The sequence below is a fragment of the Paracoccus onubensis genome (assembly GCF_003591515.1).
Taxonomy (GTDB): domain Bacteria; phylum Pseudomonadota; class Alphaproteobacteria; order Rhodobacterales; family Rhodobacteraceae; genus Paracoccus; species Paracoccus onubensis.
Map to the genome: position 1 here is coordinate 198977 of NZ_QZCG01000009.1, position 15985 is coordinate 214961.

Sequence of the window (15985 nt, forward strand, 5' to 3'; positions counted from 1 at the left end):
AGGAAGATGATTAGGTGGAGGAGGAAAAGACTATTTGTCGGCTGGCGCACCTTTGTCGCTGTCCGCGATGGCCATCAGGTCATCGAGGATCTCATTTCGGGTCACGTCATCGAAACGATGGAAACCGAAATATTCCATGAAAGCCATGCCATGCAGTGTCAGAAGCGCCCGTAGCATCTTGCGCGGCTCGGCCGCGCCGGCCGCGACGCGCTCTGCATCGCCGCGAAGTTCCTGGCGCATGATTTCATGGCATTCGGCACTCTCGCCCATGCCCGCACTTATCAGAAGCGCCATGGCAATATCTTCGTCAGTCGGCGCTGTGCGGAATTCATCGATCATTGCGCGCAGGCAAGCATTGGGCTTACCCTCATGCCGGGCATAAGCCTCTTCGAATTTGTCGCGATGCTGGTCAAGCTGATAGCGCGTGAATGCGACCATAAGCCCGGCCTTGCTTTCGCAATCATAGACGACACTGGACTTGCTGATGCCAGCCTCTTTTGCAACGGCGTCAATGCTGAGACCGCTTACGCCATGACGACGCGCAACACATTCGACGGCCTGCATCAGGCATTCACGATCAATACTACGCTTGCGGCCCATGGTCTTTCCTTTTTCAACACGATCGTTCGTAAATAAATAGTTGCCACACGTCAAGCCCGCCGGTAGTCCTTTTGCTGGGCAAATTAAAAATTTGCTTCTTCTTCCGGAGCATTCCCTGACCTGCCCCGGGATTTTCATTCAGCGGCAAGTGGAGCCCGGTCAATCATCCAACCAGAGACTTCCAGAGGCCGATCTGACCGGAGGCCGGTGAGATTGCGGCGAAACACTACATGGCCGGGCTTTTCGATCAACTCATGGACGCAGATCGAGCGCCCGAACCAAGGATGCCATGGGTATCCCTGAAAGAACCCAAAAATATTGTCGATAACACCTATTGTTAACAGTGCTGCTAACAAGTGACGCAGGGGAATGGCAGAGAATGTGATACATAGGGATGAAATTGATCCGCCAGATCGGTAAAACCAGCAGATGCATTGTGAATCACAACAGGGAAAAGGGAAATACGATGAAAAAACTGCTCATATTCGCATCGGCGCTCGCCATGTCGGCCGCCGTGGCAGAAGCAAAGACCTTTGTTTATTGCGCGGAAGCCTCGCCCGAGGGGTTTGACCCCGCGCCTTATACCGCAGGCGGCACCTTCGATGCGAGCGCCCATCCGGTCTATAACCGCCTGACGGAATTCGTGAAGGGCACGACCGAGGTTGAGCCGTCACTGGCGGAAAGCTGGGATATATCAGAGGATGGTAAGGAATATACCTTTCATCTGCGTCAGGGCGTGAAATGGCATTCCAATGACAGCTTCACCCCGACGCGTGATTTCAACGCCGATGACGTGATCTTCTCGTTCGAGCGTCAGGCCAATGCCGATCACCCATGGCACCAGTATATTCCGGGGCTCACCTACGAATATTATTCATCGATGAGCATGTCCGAACTGATCGAGAAGATCGAGAAAGTGGACGATTACACGGTGAAATTCACGCTTACCGAGCCGGCAGCACCGTTCCTGGCAAATATCGCCATGCCCTTCGTCTCGATCGTATCCAAGGAATATGCCGATTCGCTGGAGGAATCCGGCAATATGGCCGCGCTGAACAACGCGCCAATCGGAACCGGCCCGTTCCAGTTCGTCAACTATCAGCAAGACGCGGTGATCCGCTACAAGAAGAATCCCGACTATTGGGGCACCGCTCCACTGGTGGATGATCTGGTTTTCGCCATCACTCCCGACGCGGCGGTGCGTTTACAGAAACTGAAGGCAGGCGAGTGCCATCTGATGTCTTATCCCGCCCCCGCGGATCTGGAGGCGATCAAGGCCGATCCAAACCTTCAACTGGGTGAACAGGCTGGGCTGAATGTCGGCTATCTGGCCTATAACACGACGGTCGAGCCGTTCGACAATCCCAAGGTTCGCAAGGCTCTGAATATGGCGATCAACAAGGAAGCCATCATCGGAGCGGTGTTTCAGGGCGCGGCCGAACCTGCCAAGAACCCGCTGCCACCCACCATGTGGTCCTATAATGACGCGATCGAGGATGATCCTTATGATCCCGAGGCCGCGAAGAAAATGCTGGAAGACGAGGGTGTCACCGATCTGAAGATGCAGATCTGGGCGATGCCGGTTCAGCGACCTTATATGCCCAATGCCCGCCGCACGGCGGAACTGATGCAGGAAGATCTGTCCAAGGTCGGTGTGGATGTTGAAATCGTGTCCTATGAATGGGGCGAATATCTGTCCAAATCGATGGAAGCCGGCCGGGAGGGTGCGGTTATTCTGGGTTGGACCGGGGACAATGGCGACCCTGACAACTTCCTGTCGGTGCTACTGTCCTGCGCATCGGCCGATGAAGGCGGCGCAAACCGCGCATTCTGGTGCAATGAGGAATTCTCGGGCTTGCTGAGCGAGGCCACCCGGACCACCGATCAGGAAGAGCGGACCAAACTCTATGAAGAGGCACAGGTGATCTTCAAGGAGGAAGCCCCGTGGTTCACCATTGCCCACTCGACCACTTATGTGCCGATGGCGAAAGGTGTCACTGGTTTCGTCATCAGCCCGCTGGGTGATTACGTCTTCGACACCGTCGATATCGCCGAGTAATCGGGCGGAAACTCCTCAACCGAAACCGAACGCGCGGGGTCGTCTTTCCCCGCGCGTTCTGCAAGGAAAAGGCGCATGGTTCGTTTCATTTTAACCAAGCTTCTCTATCTGATCCCGACCTTTCTGGGGATCACCATCATCGCTTTCGGGCTGGTGCGTATCCTGCCCGGGGACCCGGTGCTGCTGATGGCGGGCGAGCGCGGGGTATCCCCCGAACGGCATGCCCAGCTGACGGCCATGCTGGGATATGACAAACCGCTGATTATGCAGTATTTAAACTTCCTGGGGCGGCTATTTCAAGGCGATCTCGGTAATTCGCTTTCCACTAACAAGCCCGTCCTGAATGAATTTCTGACGTTGTTTCCGGCGACGGTGGAGCTTGGCCTCTGCGCAATCTTTCTCGCCGTCATCATCGGGGTTCCCGTCGGCGTTCTTGCTGCCATCAAGCGCGGAAGCTGGTTCGACCAGATCTCGATGACCTCGGCGCTGGTCGGATTTTCGATGCCGATTTTCTGGTGGGGCCTGCTGCTGATCATCTTCTTCTCGGGCTATTTGGGCTGGACCCCGGTTTCCGGCAGGATCAGCTATCTGTATTACTTTCCCAATGTGACGGGTTTCATGCTGATTGACAGCCTGCTGTCAGGTCAGGAAGGGGCCTTCAAATCTGCCGTGCTTCATCTGATTCTGCCCGCGATCGTGCTGTCGACCATCCCGCTGGCGGTGATCGCGCGCCAGACCCGGTCCGCGATGCTGGAAGTGATGGGCGAGGATTATGTCCGCACCGCACGGGCCAAGGGCATGCCGGGGCGCCGGGTGATCGGTGTCCATGCGCTGCGCAATGCGATGATCCCGGTCATCACGACCATCGGTTTGCAGATTGGCGTTCTGATGGCCGGCGCGATCCTGACCGAGACGATCTTCTCATGGCCGGGCATCGGCAAATGGATGGTCGATGCGATTTCAAGCCGCGACTATCCGGTCGTGCAATCGGGCCTGCTGCTGATCGCCATATTGGTGATGGTCGTCAATCTGCTGGTCGATCTGACCTATGGCCTCATCAATCCGAGGATACGCGTCAAATGAGCGATATTTCTGAAATGAACGCGCCTGTAAAACTCTCGGATGCGGCCATCCGCCGTCGCATGATTGCCGAGTTCTGGTTCTATTTTCGCCAGAACCGGGGAGCGGTCGCGGGCCTTGTGGTGTTTATCCTGCTGGTGCTGATCGCGATCTTTGCGCCGCTTCTGGCCCCGCACAGCCCGACAGCCCAGTATCGCGACCTGCTGCTGGTGCCGCCGATCTGGCAGGAAGGAGGACACGAAGGTTATCTCCTTGGCACCGATGCCGTTGGCAGGGACATCCTGTCCCGCCTGATCTTTGGGGCGCAATATTCGCTGTTCATCGGCATCGTCGTCGTTTCCGTCGCACTGATCGGCGGAACCATTATCGGCCTGATTGCCGGATTCTTCGGCGGCTGGATCGATAATTTCATCATGCGCGTGATGGATATCATCCTTGCCTTCCCGTCGCTGTTGCTGGCGCTTGTGCTGGTGGCGGTGCTGGGGCCGGGGCTGACCAATGCGATGATTGCCATCGCCATTGTCTATCAACCGCATTTCGCCCGCCTGACCCGTGCCGCCGTGATGGCCGAGCAGAAGCGCGAATATGTCACCGCCGCGCGCGTCTCTGGTGCGGGTAATCTGCGGCTGATGTTCAGGACGATCCTGCCGAACTGTCTCGCGCCGCTGATCGTGCAGGCGACGCTGTCCTTTTCCTCGGCTGTGCTGGATTCCGCGGCTCTTGGCTTTCTGGGTATGGGTGCAAGACCACCCGCTCCCGAATGGGGGACAATGCTGGCCGAAGCGCGGGAGTTCATTTCAAGCGCGTGGTGGGTGGTGACATTCCCCGGCCTTGCCATCCTGATTTCGGTGCTGGCGATCAACCTGATGGGCGACGGGCTGCGCGACGCGCTTGACCCCAAGCTGAAGCGGAGCTGAGGACATGGCGCAACTGAACATCCGTAACCTTACGGTCAAATTCGCCACGGCGACGGGCAGCTTTACCGCCGTTGACGGAATCGATCTGCATGTCGATCCGGGTGAGGTTCTGGCCATCGTCGGCGAGTCCGGCTCGGGCAAGTCGGTGTCGATGCTGGCGGTGATGGGACTTCTGCCCGATACCGCCACCGTCACCGCCGATGAAATGACCTATGATGGCCGTGATCTGCTGCGCATGTCCCGGTCCCAGCGGCGAAAACTGATCGGGCGCGAGATCACGATGATCTTTCAGGAACCCATCGCCTCGCTGAACCCTTCGTTCACAGCCGGGTTCCAGATCGAGGAGGTCTTGCGCCTGAATTTGGGCATGTCGCGCAAACAGGCCCGCGCACGCGCATTGGAACTGTTCACCGCCGTGGGCATTCCGCAGCCAGAGGAAAAGCTGAAATCCTATCCGCATCAGATGTCGGGTGGGCAAAGTCAGCGGGTGATGATCGCCATGGCCATCGCCTCGAACCCGCGCCTTCTGATCGCGGATGAACCGACCACGGCGCTTGATGTGACGATCCAGAAGCAAATCTTGGATCTGCTGATGAAATTGCAGGAGGATTACGGCATGGCCCTGATCCTGATCACGCATGACATGGGCGTGGTCGCCGAAACCGCCGATCGCGTCGTGGTGCAGTACAAGGGCAGGAAAATGGAAGAGGCCGATGTGCTGAGCCTGTTTGAATCGCCGAAAAGCGCCTATACCCGCGCACTCCTCTCGGCCTTGCCGGAACATGCGACGGGGGACCGGTTGCCAACCGTGTCAGAAATGTTTCTGCGGGAGGATGCGGAATGAGTGATGCAAAAGATATCGCCGTCGTCGAAGGCCGCGCGCTTGTGCAGGATTACCACGTCCCCGGCAGTCTGTTTACCGGCGGCAAACAGGTCCGGGCGCTGAAAGGTATCGATTTCAGCGTCGCTCAGGGCAAGACTCTGGCGATTGTCGGTGAAAGCGGCTCGGGCAAATCGACATTGGCGCGGATCATTGCGTTGATCGACCCACCGTCGGAGGGTGAATTGCTGATCGATGGACAGCCGATCGATATCACCCGCCGCAGGCCGGGACCTGATATGCGATCCAAGGTGCAGATGGTATTCCAGAACCCCTATGGCAGCCTGAACCCGCGCCAGAAGGTCGGCGATGTGCTGATGGAGCCACTGGTCATCAATACCAGGACGCCTGCAGCCGAGCGGCGCGAGCGCGCCGAAGCGATGTTGCAGAAAGTCGGCCTTCAGCCCGAGCATTTCAACCGTTATCCGCACATGTTCTCTGGCGGTCAGCGGCAGAGGATCGCGATTGCCCGTGCGCTGATGCTGAATCCCCGCCTTCTGGTGCTGGACGAGCCCGTTTCTGCGCTTGATCTGTCGGTGCAGGCGCAGGTGCTGAACTTGCTGGCCGATCTGCAGGATGAGTTTGAATTGACCTATGTCTTCGTCAGCCATGACCTGTCGGTCGTCCGCTATATCGCTGATGACGTGATGGTGCTGTCCAAGGGTGAAGCCGTCGAGCAGGGCAGCCGCGAGGCATTGTTCGCCGATCCGCAGCATCCCTATACCAAGGCATTGTTCGCCGCGACGCCCGTCACCGATCTCGACGCGATCCGCGCCCGTGTCCAGCGCCGTCGGGAAGCGCGGGAACGTCAGGCGGTTTGAGACATTGGGGAGAGCTTTACCGTCAATACCGATATAGAGGTGGTTGGGCCGATCTGAACAGGTTTCGGGTGCTTTCCAAGTGGTTTTCCGCCTCTGTTACACCGCCCCCGCTTCGGATATCGGCTGGTTGGAGTAGGCCAGATCGGATGTTTTCCCGCCAAGCGATGAATGCGGGCGGCAGATATTATAGAAGCCGATATAGCGTCCAATCCCGGTGCAGGCCTCCGAAACCAATGCTCGGGGTGGTCTGAGCAATCACAATTATGGCGCTGCCATCGATATTGTTGAGATCGCGAATGGAGGGGTGTTATGGGAGGTCGACTATGGCAATGCGGTTGCAGTCAGCGACGTCATGAATTTGGAATGGGTGTGCGCTGGCAAACAATCACGCGGATTCTGGCCGGGCCGTGTCCTTGCTGAATGCACAACGGACATGGCTTTCGATTTCATGCGAGAAATAGTGAATACAGATTGGCTCGCCGCCGACGCGCACAGAATTCGAAACAACCGAAGGACCTTTCAGAGGGCTCGGCGGGGGCCAAATGCAACGCTTACGATCAGAAAATGAACCGCCTGAATGAACTGCTCCCGTGGCAATATGCGGAGCCTGGGGCGAAACAACCCGTCGCAGCCTGAGCGACATCTCCGATAGAGTGGGCCTTGGTGTCCACCATCGATAGCGGACATCAAGCCTCAGCAAGACACATCACAAGGGCGGGTTCGCCGGACGCTCACGCTGCATGAGCCGCATGGTCGGCTTCGGACTGCCGAAAGGACGACATCACGGGAGCGATACCTCCGAGCACTACAGTGAGGAAACCGACCGTTCAAACTCGCGTGAAAAGCAAAGCTGCCAATTCTAGCGCCGTGTCGTCACCGGAACCAACGCGGTGACCGGCTTGCCATCGACAAGAACCGGCTGATGTCGATCGTCCGCCAGCAACACGCCGATGACATGGTCACCCGCCGGTTCCGGGCAATGACCGAAACGGGCCACGATCAGCGTTCCGCCAGTATCGCTGTTCATGCTGTTATAGGTGCGGCCGGGAATGTTGCAGCTGTCTCCGTCGGGATCGATCTTCATATGCACATGGCCACAACGTGGATCATCGCCGCAACTTCCGGCGGACATGAGCCGGAAATTGCTTTCCACGACCACACCGATTGCCCCTTCCGGATCACCGGCGAGCGGAATGGCTGCGCCTTTCGGCGGCCAGGTGATGCGAAGCATCGGCGCGTCCTCCGCCACGGCCGAGGTTCCGACCAATCCCAGCATGCCGGTCAGGATGGCCGAAAGTCTCCGGGTCATAATGCGCATGAGTCGTTCCTCCAAATGTAATCGATGATTACTTCTAACATTCCGCGAGGGCTTTCATAGTAAATAATCAGTGATTACATTTGTGGATGAGGAGAAGCGCATGCCCGACGAGTCGAAACCTTATCACCATGGCGACCTGGCCAATGCGTTGGTCACCGCAGCCATCGCCATCATCGAGGAACGCGGCGTCGAACATGTCTCGGTGCGCGAGGTCGCCAGGCGTGCTGGCGTGTCCCCCGGAGCACCTTTCCGGCATTTCCCGTCCAAATCTGCGCTACTTGCCGCCGTGGCTGAACAGGCGATGGAACGCTTGAGCTCGGCGGTGCGCGCGGCCCAGGCACCACATGACGACGACCCCTTGGACCAACTCGAACGGATCGGGCTGGGCTACCTGGAATGGGCGCAGGACAACCCGGCCCATTTCGAGATCGTCAGCCAGCGGAGCCTTGTCGGCCTCGAAGGCAGGTCGCGTGAACTCAATGACGAGATCAGGACACGCATGCTCTCGCTGTTGGAATCCGCGAAATCAACCGGCCAGTTGTCGAAAGATGCCGATATCGACACGCTGGTACTGTCCTGCCGCGCGCTGGTTTATGGCCTGGCCCGCATGCTCGTGGATGGGCATTTCCCGGAATGGCAGCCCAATGGTAATCCCGCCCAATGGATGAAACGATCACTGGCGCTGTTCATCGGGGAATTGCGGGAGCATCACCGCGAGCCATCGCAACCCGGATAGATTTATTGACAGGCCCGCGGCGTGGACGGCTTATGCAATCCAGCAACCTCGTATTCGCGATGGATCGAGAACCGAACGAAGCCAACGCGATATTGGACAAGCGGCTGGAAACCTATGGGGCAAGCCAGTTGGCGTCGTTGCCCCAGCCGGTTCTCCTCTCCAAAGACTTCATCCAACATCATCCGTAGGTGGAAGAGCTCGTTGTCATCAATGCAGATTGCAAGAACGCCAGAAGGCTTGAGCATCGCCTTCATGATCTGAAGGCGCGGCATCATTGCCTTGATCCATTTGGTTTGGCGCGAGTCATCTTCGCTGGACACAATCGTCCCGAGTTCGGGGTCGTTCGGGTCGTTGTCCCAGCGGTCGTTGTAGTGGAAGTACTGCCGGGCGTTGTACGGTGGGCGGTGGGATCTCGCTCCACAGCGTGCTGCGTGCGCTCCGCCTCCGCTCCTAACGAGAACGCGTCGCGTTTGATCCCGGCATCATCGGACTAGACGGCGTCAACGATACTGGTGATCTTCCAACCGTTGAACGAACAGCCAACGGTGGCGGCCACGTCACTCGACCCGGGTCAATCTGCTCCGGTGACGATCAACCGGGTGCTTCCGGTTCCCCGCCCATTGCGTCGGCGAACTTGCGCATTAGGCGCACAAGCTCGTCGACATCATGTGGATTCCAGCTTGCAAAGACGGCGCTGGCCATTCGCTCGCGGGCGACATCGATTTTGTCGGTCATCGCCTTGCCCTTCGGCGTCACCACTGCTTCGTTGACGCGACGATCGGCAGCGCTTTTCCTGCGCTCGGCTAAGCCCAGGCTTTCGAGCTTCGCCACCTGGCGGCTGACGGTGGTGTAGTCGCGGCCAGCCCGGTCGGCAAGTTCCACGATCCCGATAGGCCCCAGGCGCTCTATCCCGACGAGAAGCGGGAAGAGCGCACGGTCGAGGGCGATGCCGGCTTCACGCACCATCTGCTCGTCTCGCTGCGGACGGTTCATGAGGCTCGCGATTTCGATAAGCGCCCCATGGAGTTCGCGGATCTGACGGCCAATATGTGTAATTTGCACTTTTTCTGTTGACGACATGCCTTGCCTCCTATTATGTGCATATTACACTCATGGAGACCAATATGCCAAATGATTTTGCGGCAGACGTGCTCGTCTGCGGTGCGGGAGCGGCTGGCTTAACGCTGGCGATCGAACTGGCGCGGCGCGGCGTGTCCTTCAGGCTCATCGACAGGATGGGGGAGCCGTTCCACGGCTCGCGAGGCAAGGGCATCCAGCCGCGAACGCAGGAAGTGTTCGAAGATCTCGGCATTCTCGACAAGGTCGTCGCGGCCGGCGGTATCTATCCAATGATGCGCGACTATCGCCCGGATGGAAGCTTCGTTGAAAAGGATTTCGGCGAAAGGCCCGAACCGATGCCAGCGGAGCCGTATCATATCCCCCTGATGATCCCGCAATTCATGACGGAGCGGATCATGCGAGAACGGCTCACCGAACTGAGCGGGCATGTCGAGTTCGGCTGTGCCTTGGTCGGTTTCGAGCAGGACGACAACGGCGTCACGGCGCGGCTTTCCGGGCCGGGTCGCGAGGAGGCATTTCGCGTTCGCTATCTCGTCGGTGCGGATGGCGGGCGCAGCTTCGTGCGGAGCGCGCTCGGTGTGGGTTTTCCTGGCAAGACGCTGGACGTGGGCGCCATGGTAGCCGATGTCGCGCTGACCGGGCTCGACCGTGGCTGGTGGCACCAGTTCAACGACGGCGACATGCAATGGATGCTTTCGATCTGCCCGCTTGGAGGGACAGACCTATTCCAGCTTCAGGGCCCGGTCCCGCAGGAAGGCGAGGTCGATCTTTCCGCAGAGGGGCTGCAGCATATGATTGCCGAGCGTACGAAACGCAACGACGTTCGCGTACAATCGGTGAGTTGGGCCTCGGCCTATGCGATGAACGCTCGGCTGGCCGAGCGTTACCGTGTCGGCCGAGTGTTCCTGACCGGCGACGCGGCGCATATCCATCCGCCCACTGGCGGTCAGGGCCTGAACACCAGCGTGCAGGACGCCTACAATCTCGGCTGGAAGCTGGCGGCTGTGCTGCGCGGCGCGAGTGACGACCTGCTCGACAGCTACGAGTGCGAACGCCGCCCGGTGGCCGAAGCGATGCTCGGCCTCTCGACCCGGTTGCTCGAAGCCGGGAAGCGCGGCGAGATCAAGCGCGGGCGCGAGGTACGGCAGCTCGACATCGGCTACCCCAATTCGTCAGTCAACGTGGAATCCTCCCCAAAAAGGGATGGCATTCGGGCGGGCGACCGCGCTCCGGACGCACCGATCGCAGGTGCGGCCGGCCACCCGTCGCGGCTGTTCCAGCTGTTCAGGGGCGCGCACTGGACGCTGCTCGTCAACGGACAAGGCGCTGTCGCGCCCCGACCGGGGCTGCATATCCATCGCCTCGGCGAAAAGGGCGATATCGTCGACGCCTTGGATCATGTCGATGCGGCTTACGAACTGGCGCAGGGAGAATGCGTGCTGGTTCGGCCCGACGGCTATGTTGCAGCGGTCCTTTCGCTCGGCCCGGCGGGATCCGCAGAGCTCGAAACCTGCCTCGATCGCATGGGATTACCGGCGTATTGCGAGGCACAGCAATGAGGGCCGCGATTGTATCGGCTGCCGGGCAGGCTCGCGCCCTGGCGGAAAACCTGCAGATCGCCGCCGCCAGCGCTGGTCGCGACGCAATTCCCATGCGTTTTATCCAGATCGGGTCGATCTCGGTGGTGAGCATAACCTTACTGGGAGGCGTCCTGCGCGCCTCGGCCATCGAACTGATGGGCGGCGGCATCACCCTGCCGCGCCTGATCGCAGTCATCGGCAAGCTGGGCAGGGCGCAATGAGGGGGTCAGATGCAACGCTTACAGTTCAACAGCACCGTTGTACGGATAATGAGTGCTGTCGCTGCCGTCATGCGCGACGTCCGACGTGAAGGTGGCGACGAACTCGTCGCTACGATCAGACAGCGACTGCATGATGCAGAGATGGAGCTGGGGAACTCGGGCAATCCGTGATCCGACGAGACGAGCGCATAGGATATCTGTCCGATTCTGATCTCACATGCGCAGCGAATGACTGGTTCGGTGAAGCTGCGCTGCGTCACCCATCCCACCGACGAAGGGCTGTAAACGGCCAAAAACGTCAGGAGTTCCACACACGACTGCCCGTTTCACCTTGATACGAGATTTCAGGGTCGGGACAGGCGAGCGCGAACTGACCAGCCCAAAATACGCGCTTTCCCGCCCATAAATGGTCCAAACGATTGTTATATTTGGATTATGATTGACTTATGTTTGCATTGGTTGCGGGGGCTCGCAACCAACGATACTTGCGATTGATTGAGCGCTATATCCCTAAGCTTGCTGCATAACGTAACATACTGTTCTATATAGAACAATAGAACTTTTGGCCATCGCCGGGAATGGTTTCCACCTGATTGGGTCCAGCGGTCGTCATCTGCGAATACCCCCTGTCCTTCTTTTAAATGCGCTTCAACCTGCTTGCCAATGGCCTGCCACTTGCGCCCCTCGATACACGTCGATATATCTAATAAAAATCGACACATTAACCCAACCTGTCGATGAGATCTACACGTCAGTTCCGTATGTCGATCGAAAAGCAGTGCTCAACATGACCTTCCGATCAGACCGCCCGTTCAACGACCTCCCTGCCCTGCCGCCGGCTCAGGATATAGAGATCAAGCCCGTGCTTAAGGCCTGCATAGAGGCACGAGCTGCTCTGGCGGAGTTGCGGACCTTCGGTCAGATCATCCCCAACCAGGCAGTGCTGATCAACTCAATTCCCCTGCTCGAAGCCCAGGCGAGCTCCGATCGAGAACATCGTCACCACCACAGACCGGCTGTTCCGCTTTGCCAATGACGCGGGTGGCCAAGCCGATCCGGCGACCAAGGAGGCGTTGCGCTATCGCACCGCCCTGAATCGGGGTTTCGGGATGCTGCAGCAGCGCCCGCTCTCGACGACCATCGCGGTCGAGGTCTGCCGCACCATCAAGGGCGTCGAACTCGATATCCGCAACACCCCTGGCACCGTCTTGATGAACGACACCACCGGGACCGTGATCTATGGAATCTTACCGATGATACGTTGCGTTGCAGTGAGCTTCAGGCCCGGTTGACTGGCATCACACCCAAGGTTCTGAGCGAGCGACTGGCCGGGCTGACCCGGCGCGGCCTACTTGCGCGCGAGGTCAGCATCGAATTTCCGCGCGAAGTGACATATCGGCTGACATCGCGGGTTCAGGCACTGGGCAGATTATCCTGCAGCTTTATGAATGGCGGGAGAAGGCGATCTGGCGGCGGGCCAAGTCTAGTACGTCTACTATACATGGTTCATGCTTCTTTGATAAAGGGTTGTAGCCAACCGAGGGATTGGTCGGTCGGACCGCGAGGATTGTATTCTGCGCCAAGCGGTCTTCTCCAATTCAAATCCCTGAGCACAGCAAACATCTGGGCATAATCAAAACTACCCTGATCTGGCGGCCCTCGGTCAGGCACGGAGGCGAATTGGATGTGCCCAATCCACGGCAGAAGTGCCTGCAACCCTCCCAATATATCGCCCTCAGTCCGACTCACATGATAGCAATCGAACATCAGTTTCACACCAGGATCTCGAAGCGAATCTAGGATTTGAATCGCCTGCTCAGAGTGACTCAGAAAATAGCCGGGCCAATCTCGCGGGTTCAGCGGCTCGATCAAGATCATTGCGTTCTCAGGCGCGTTCGCACGTGCATACTTCAAATTGGAGAGGAAGGCTGCATGAGCTTCCGGTCCTTTACTGTTTCCCGACATAACATGGATCGCCTCCGCCCCAGCAGCCCGGGCGTAGGCGATCGCCTGGTCGATTGCTGCACGGGCGTCCGCTTCGCGTCCGCACAGTGCTGAAAGCCCATTTTCACTGGCCCGGCCGCGCGCCGTATTCAGAGCAAGCAAAGAGAGCCCGGTGTCATCAAGAGCCCTTTTCACTTTCTCAGCGGGAGTCTGGTATGGCCAATGCAGTTCGACGGCCTGAAAACCTGCCTCTGCCGCCCGATAAATTGCTTCGGGCAGTTCAAACTCCGTCCACAGGAATCCAAGGTTTGCTGAGAATTTCATTCAGACTAACTCCTTGGCGAGCTGCCCAACTGGCCGAATTTTCTAACGCGCCAAGAGATTAAACAGCCGCCGTGACAATAATTTCGACTTTCAGCGATGGATCAGAAAGGCGGACTTCGCCAGTCGCTCGCGCTGGAGCATTGTCCGGGTCGACCCATTTATCCCAAACGGCATTCATCTCTTCGAAATCCTTGATGTCTGCGAGCCAGATCGTCGCCTGAAGGATCTTTGTCTTGTTGCTGCCTGCCTCGGCAAGCAGGCGATCTATGGAGGCTAGGATTGCTGTCGTTTGCTCCGAAACGCTCTTGCCAGATGCCCCGATTTGTCCGGCGGTATACATAATATTGTTGTGAATGAGCGCCTGACTTAGCCGGGAGCCCGTGTCGATACGGTGGATCATGATGTTCCTTTCTGTGAAGTAGATGAAACCTGTTGCGCCTCCAGCATGTCAGGCCCGGGCGATGTCGAGTGCAACATCGACGATCATGTCCTCCTGACCTCCCACCATCTTACGACGTCCCAGCTCGGTCAGAACTGTTCTTGAATCTACATTGTAGATTTCTGATGCCCGCTCGGCGTGGCGCAAAAAGGATGAATAGACTCCGGCATAGCCGATGGTCAGTGTCTCTCGGTCCACCCTGACCGGCCTGTCCTGCAAAGGTCGCACCAGATCATCGGCCGCGTCCATCAGCTTGTAAAGATCGCAGCCGTGGTCAAATCCCATCCGGTTGGCAACGGCAACGAGGACTTCCAGTGGCGCGTTTCCTGCTCCTGCCCCCATCCCCGCAAGGGAAGCGTCAACGCGCCGGGCTCCTTCTTCGATTGCAACGACTGAATTCGCGACGCCGAGCGACAGGTTGTGATGTGCATGGATACCAACTTCAGTTTCTGGGGACAGAGTCTGGCGCAGCGCAGATACGCGGTCACGCGTGGTTTCCATGGTCAGGGCTCCAGCGGAATCCGTGACATAGACACATTGCGCGCCGTAGCTTTCCATCAGTTTTGCCTGTTCGGCAAGGGTTTGCGGGTCAGTCATATGCGCCATCATGAGAAATCCGGCAACATCGAGCCCAAGTTCCCTCGCGACCTGAATATGCTGCGCTGACACGTCTGCCTCAGTACACATCGTGGCAACTCGAACCGATTGGACACCGCAACCTTGTGCGCGTTTCAGATCCTCAATCGTCCCAATTCCCGGTATGAGCAAAGTCGTCAGACGTGCATTCTCTACCACTTCGGCCACTTCGGAGATCCATTCTGCGTCACTGTGACGGCCAAAACCGTAGCAGAAGCTCGACCCCGAAAGACCGTCGCCATGCGCGATTTCAATTGCACCGACTCCAGCCTGGTCGAGTGCCCGTGCGATGTCACGAACCGAATCAAGACCATATTGGTGAACGATAGCATGCATGCCGTCGCGCAGCGTTACATCCTGAATATAAAGCTTTTCCGTCATATCGCGAGCTCCTCCCGTCGTTGGGTCATGCTCTCTGCCGTGCGTAGTGCTGCAGATGTCATGATGTCGAGGTTGCCGGCATAGGCCGGCAGATAATGCGCGGCGCCCTCTACTTCGAGAAACACTGTGACCTTGACCATTTGCTTGTTCATGTCGGGGCTGAATTCCCTCGGCATCACTCCGGAAACTTCATCAAATTGCACGGCCTGCTTGAGCCGGTAACCCGGTACATATTTCTGGACCTCTTCAACCATCCGTTGAACCGAAGACCGGATAGCATCCTCATGCCCTGCCTCCATGAGTGCGAAAACAGTATCTCGCATGATCAACGGAGGTTCGGCGGGATTCAGAATGATGATGGCCTTTCCTTGTTTGGCTCCTCCGACAACCTCGATGGCATGGGCCGTCGTTTCGGTGAACTCGTCGATATTCGCTCTGGTGCCAGGACCAGCTGAAAGCGATGCAATTGATGCAACGATTTCCGCGTAGGGTACCGGCGCGACACGGCTGAGCGCCGCCACGATCGGCACCGTCGCCTGACCCCCACAGGTCACCATATTCACGTTGTTAACTGAAACATGCTCATCGATATTGACCGAAGGGATTACGAAAGGGCCAATCGCAGCGGGTGTCAGGTCGACCGCGATTTTCCTATCTGCGGCGAGAATGTCGGAATGCCCCTTGTGTGCCCCTGCTGAGGTTGCATCGAAGACGACGCTAATATCGGCGTATTCCGGCATTCGCCTTAATCCGTCGATTCCTTCAGCCGTCGTTGCGACGCCTAACTTTCTGGCCCGAGCCAGCCCATCCGATTGTGGGTCGACGCCGACCAGCACGGCCATTTCCAGATGCCTGTTCGACCGTTGAACCTTGATCATCAGATCGGTCCCGATATTGCCGGATCCAATGATCGCCACCTTTGTTTTCTTCATCTCCTGACCTTCCATTTCAGAATTTGCAACATATTGT

The 15985-nt window shown here is 58.0% G+C and carries 18 protein-coding genes and 2 pseudogenes; 12 read left to right on the forward strand and 8 right to left on the reverse strand.

The genetic code is table 11. The features are described 5' to 3' along the window. Positions 1–30: 30 nt before the first annotated feature. Positions 31–600, reverse strand: a complete 570-nt coding sequence (locus tag D3P04_RS14310; RefSeq protein WP_119750040.1) for a TetR/AcrR family transcriptional regulator — start codon at positions 598–600, stop codon at positions 31–33. A 466-nt stretch (positions 601–1066) separates the two neighbouring features. On the opposite strand from D3P04_RS14310, the gene D3P04_RS14315 reads away from it, so the two are divergent. The 5 genes from D3P04_RS14315 to D3P04_RS14335 all read left to right on the forward strand — a co-directional run bounded on the left by D3P04_RS14315 (position 1067) and on the right by D3P04_RS14335 (position 6357). Beyond that, the gene (locus D3P04_RS14315; RefSeq protein ID WP_119750170.1) at positions 1067–2659 is read left to right on the forward strand and encodes an ABC transporter substrate-binding protein; all 1593 of its coding nucleotides are present in this window, start codon (positions 1067–1069) and stop codon (positions 2657–2659) included. Between the two features lie 75 nt (positions 2660–2734). After that, positions 2735–3742, forward strand: a complete 1008-nt coding sequence (locus tag D3P04_RS14320) for an ABC transporter permease subunit (protein ID WP_119750042.1) — start codon at positions 2735–2737, stop codon at positions 3740–3742. Positions 3743–3756: 14 nt separating this feature from the next. Further along, positions 3757–4656: an ABC transporter permease subunit gene (locus D3P04_RS14325; protein WP_232845019.1), complete on the forward strand. Its 900-nt coding sequence runs from the start codon at positions 3757–3759 to the stop codon at positions 4654–4656. Between the two features lie 4 nt (positions 4657–4660). Further along, on the forward strand, positions 4661–5500 hold the full coding sequence (locus tag D3P04_RS14330; RefSeq protein ID WP_119750046.1) for an ABC transporter ATP-binding protein: 840 nt from the start codon (positions 4661–4663) through the stop codon (positions 5498–5500). Next, positions 5497–6357: an ATP-binding cassette domain-containing protein gene (locus D3P04_RS14335; RefSeq protein WP_119750048.1), complete on the forward strand. Its 861-nt coding sequence runs from the start codon at positions 5497–5499 to the stop codon at positions 6355–6357. The genes D3P04_RS14330 and D3P04_RS14335 overlap by 4 nt, the downstream gene beginning before the upstream one ends. An 859-nt stretch (positions 6358–7216) precedes the next feature. Here the strand turns inward: D3P04_RS14335 and D3P04_RS14340 are convergent. After that, positions 7217–7675, reverse strand: coding sequence for a hypothetical protein (locus D3P04_RS14340; protein ID WP_232845010.1), 459 nt, complete (start codon positions 7673–7675; stop codon positions 7217–7219). Positions 7676–7775: 100 nt separating this feature from the next. On the opposite strand from D3P04_RS14340, the gene D3P04_RS14345 reads away from it, so the two are divergent. Next, a complete protein-coding gene (locus D3P04_RS14345; protein ID WP_119750050.1) occupies positions 7776–8411 on the forward strand; it encodes a TetR/AcrR family transcriptional regulator in 636 nt (211 codons plus the stop codon). A gap of 2 nt (positions 8412–8413) precedes the next feature. Here D3P04_RS14345 and D3P04_RS14350 read toward each other — a convergent pair whose 3' ends face one another. After that, complete coding sequence (locus D3P04_RS14350) at positions 8414–8731, reverse strand: hypothetical protein (protein ID WP_333473101.1); 318 nt, start codon at positions 8729–8731, stop codon at positions 8414–8416. Positions 8732–9002: 271 nt separating this feature from the next. Continuing rightward, entirely contained in the window at positions 9003–9491 is a 489-nt protein-coding gene (locus D3P04_RS14355) for a MarR family winged helix-turn-helix transcriptional regulator (RefSeq protein WP_119750052.1), read from the reverse strand. Positions 9492–9535: 44 nt separating this feature from the next. Here D3P04_RS14355 and D3P04_RS14360 point away from each other — a divergent pair, with 44 nt between their 5' ends. From D3P04_RS14360 to D3P04_RS23965, 6 genes and pseudogenes are all read left to right on the forward strand, one after another. Next, complete coding sequence (locus D3P04_RS14360; RefSeq protein ID WP_119750054.1) at positions 9536–11050, forward strand: FAD-dependent oxidoreductase; 1515 nt, start codon at positions 9536–9538, stop codon at positions 11048–11050. After that, positions 11047–11292 (forward strand): hypothetical protein, encoded by a 246-nt coding sequence (locus D3P04_RS14365; protein WP_119750056.1) that lies wholly within the window; start codon positions 11047–11049, stop codon positions 11290–11292. Before D3P04_RS14360 ends, D3P04_RS14365 begins: the two co-directional genes overlap by 4 nt. 9 nt (positions 11293–11301) lie before the next feature. Next, the gene (locus D3P04_RS23395) at positions 11302–11463 is read left to right on the forward strand and encodes a hypothetical protein (protein ID WP_182912873.1); all 162 of its coding nucleotides are present in this window, start codon (positions 11302–11304) and stop codon (positions 11461–11463) included. A gap of 616 nt (positions 11464–12079) precedes the next feature. Continuing rightward, a pseudogene (locus D3P04_RS23580) lies at positions 12080–12338 on the forward strand (Fic/DOC family N-terminal domain-containing protein); the annotation flags it as partial. A gap of 27 nt (positions 12339–12365) precedes the next feature. Continuing rightward, a complete protein-coding gene (locus D3P04_RS23585; protein WP_232845022.1) occupies positions 12366–12584 on the forward strand; it encodes a hypothetical protein in 219 nt (72 codons plus the stop codon). Continuing rightward, positions 12581–12655, forward strand: a pseudogene (locus D3P04_RS23965) (hypothetical protein); the annotation flags it as partial. The gene D3P04_RS23585 and the pseudogene D3P04_RS23965, both read left to right, overlap by 4 nt. Before the next feature lie 143 nt (positions 12656–12798). On the opposite strand, the gene D3P04_RS14380 reads toward D3P04_RS23965, so the two are convergent. Genes D3P04_RS14380 through D3P04_RS14395 form a run of 4 tightly spaced genes read right to left on the reverse strand, consistent with a single transcriptional unit; the run spans position 12799 to position 15948 of the window. After that, positions 12799–13560 (reverse strand): hydroxypyruvate isomerase family protein, encoded by a 762-nt coding sequence (locus D3P04_RS14380; RefSeq protein ID WP_119750060.1) that lies wholly within the window; start codon positions 13558–13560, stop codon positions 12799–12801. A gap of 58 nt (positions 13561–13618) precedes the next feature. Further along, positions 13619–13960 (reverse strand): RidA family protein, encoded by a 342-nt coding sequence (locus D3P04_RS14385; protein ID WP_119750062.1) that lies wholly within the window; start codon positions 13958–13960, stop codon positions 13619–13621. A 48-nt stretch (positions 13961–14008) separates the two neighbouring features. Then, the gene (gene dmpG / locus D3P04_RS14390; protein WP_119750064.1) at positions 14009–15016 is read right to left on the reverse strand and encodes a 4-hydroxy-2-oxovalerate aldolase; all 1008 of its coding nucleotides are present in this window, start codon (positions 15014–15016) and stop codon (positions 14009–14011) included. After that, positions 15013–15948 (reverse strand): acetaldehyde dehydrogenase (acetylating), encoded by a 936-nt coding sequence (locus tag D3P04_RS14395; protein ID WP_119750174.1) that lies wholly within the window; start codon positions 15946–15948, stop codon positions 15013–15015. The genes dmpG and D3P04_RS14395 overlap by 4 nt, the downstream gene beginning before the upstream one ends. Between the last annotated feature and the right edge of the window lie 37 nt (positions 15949–15985).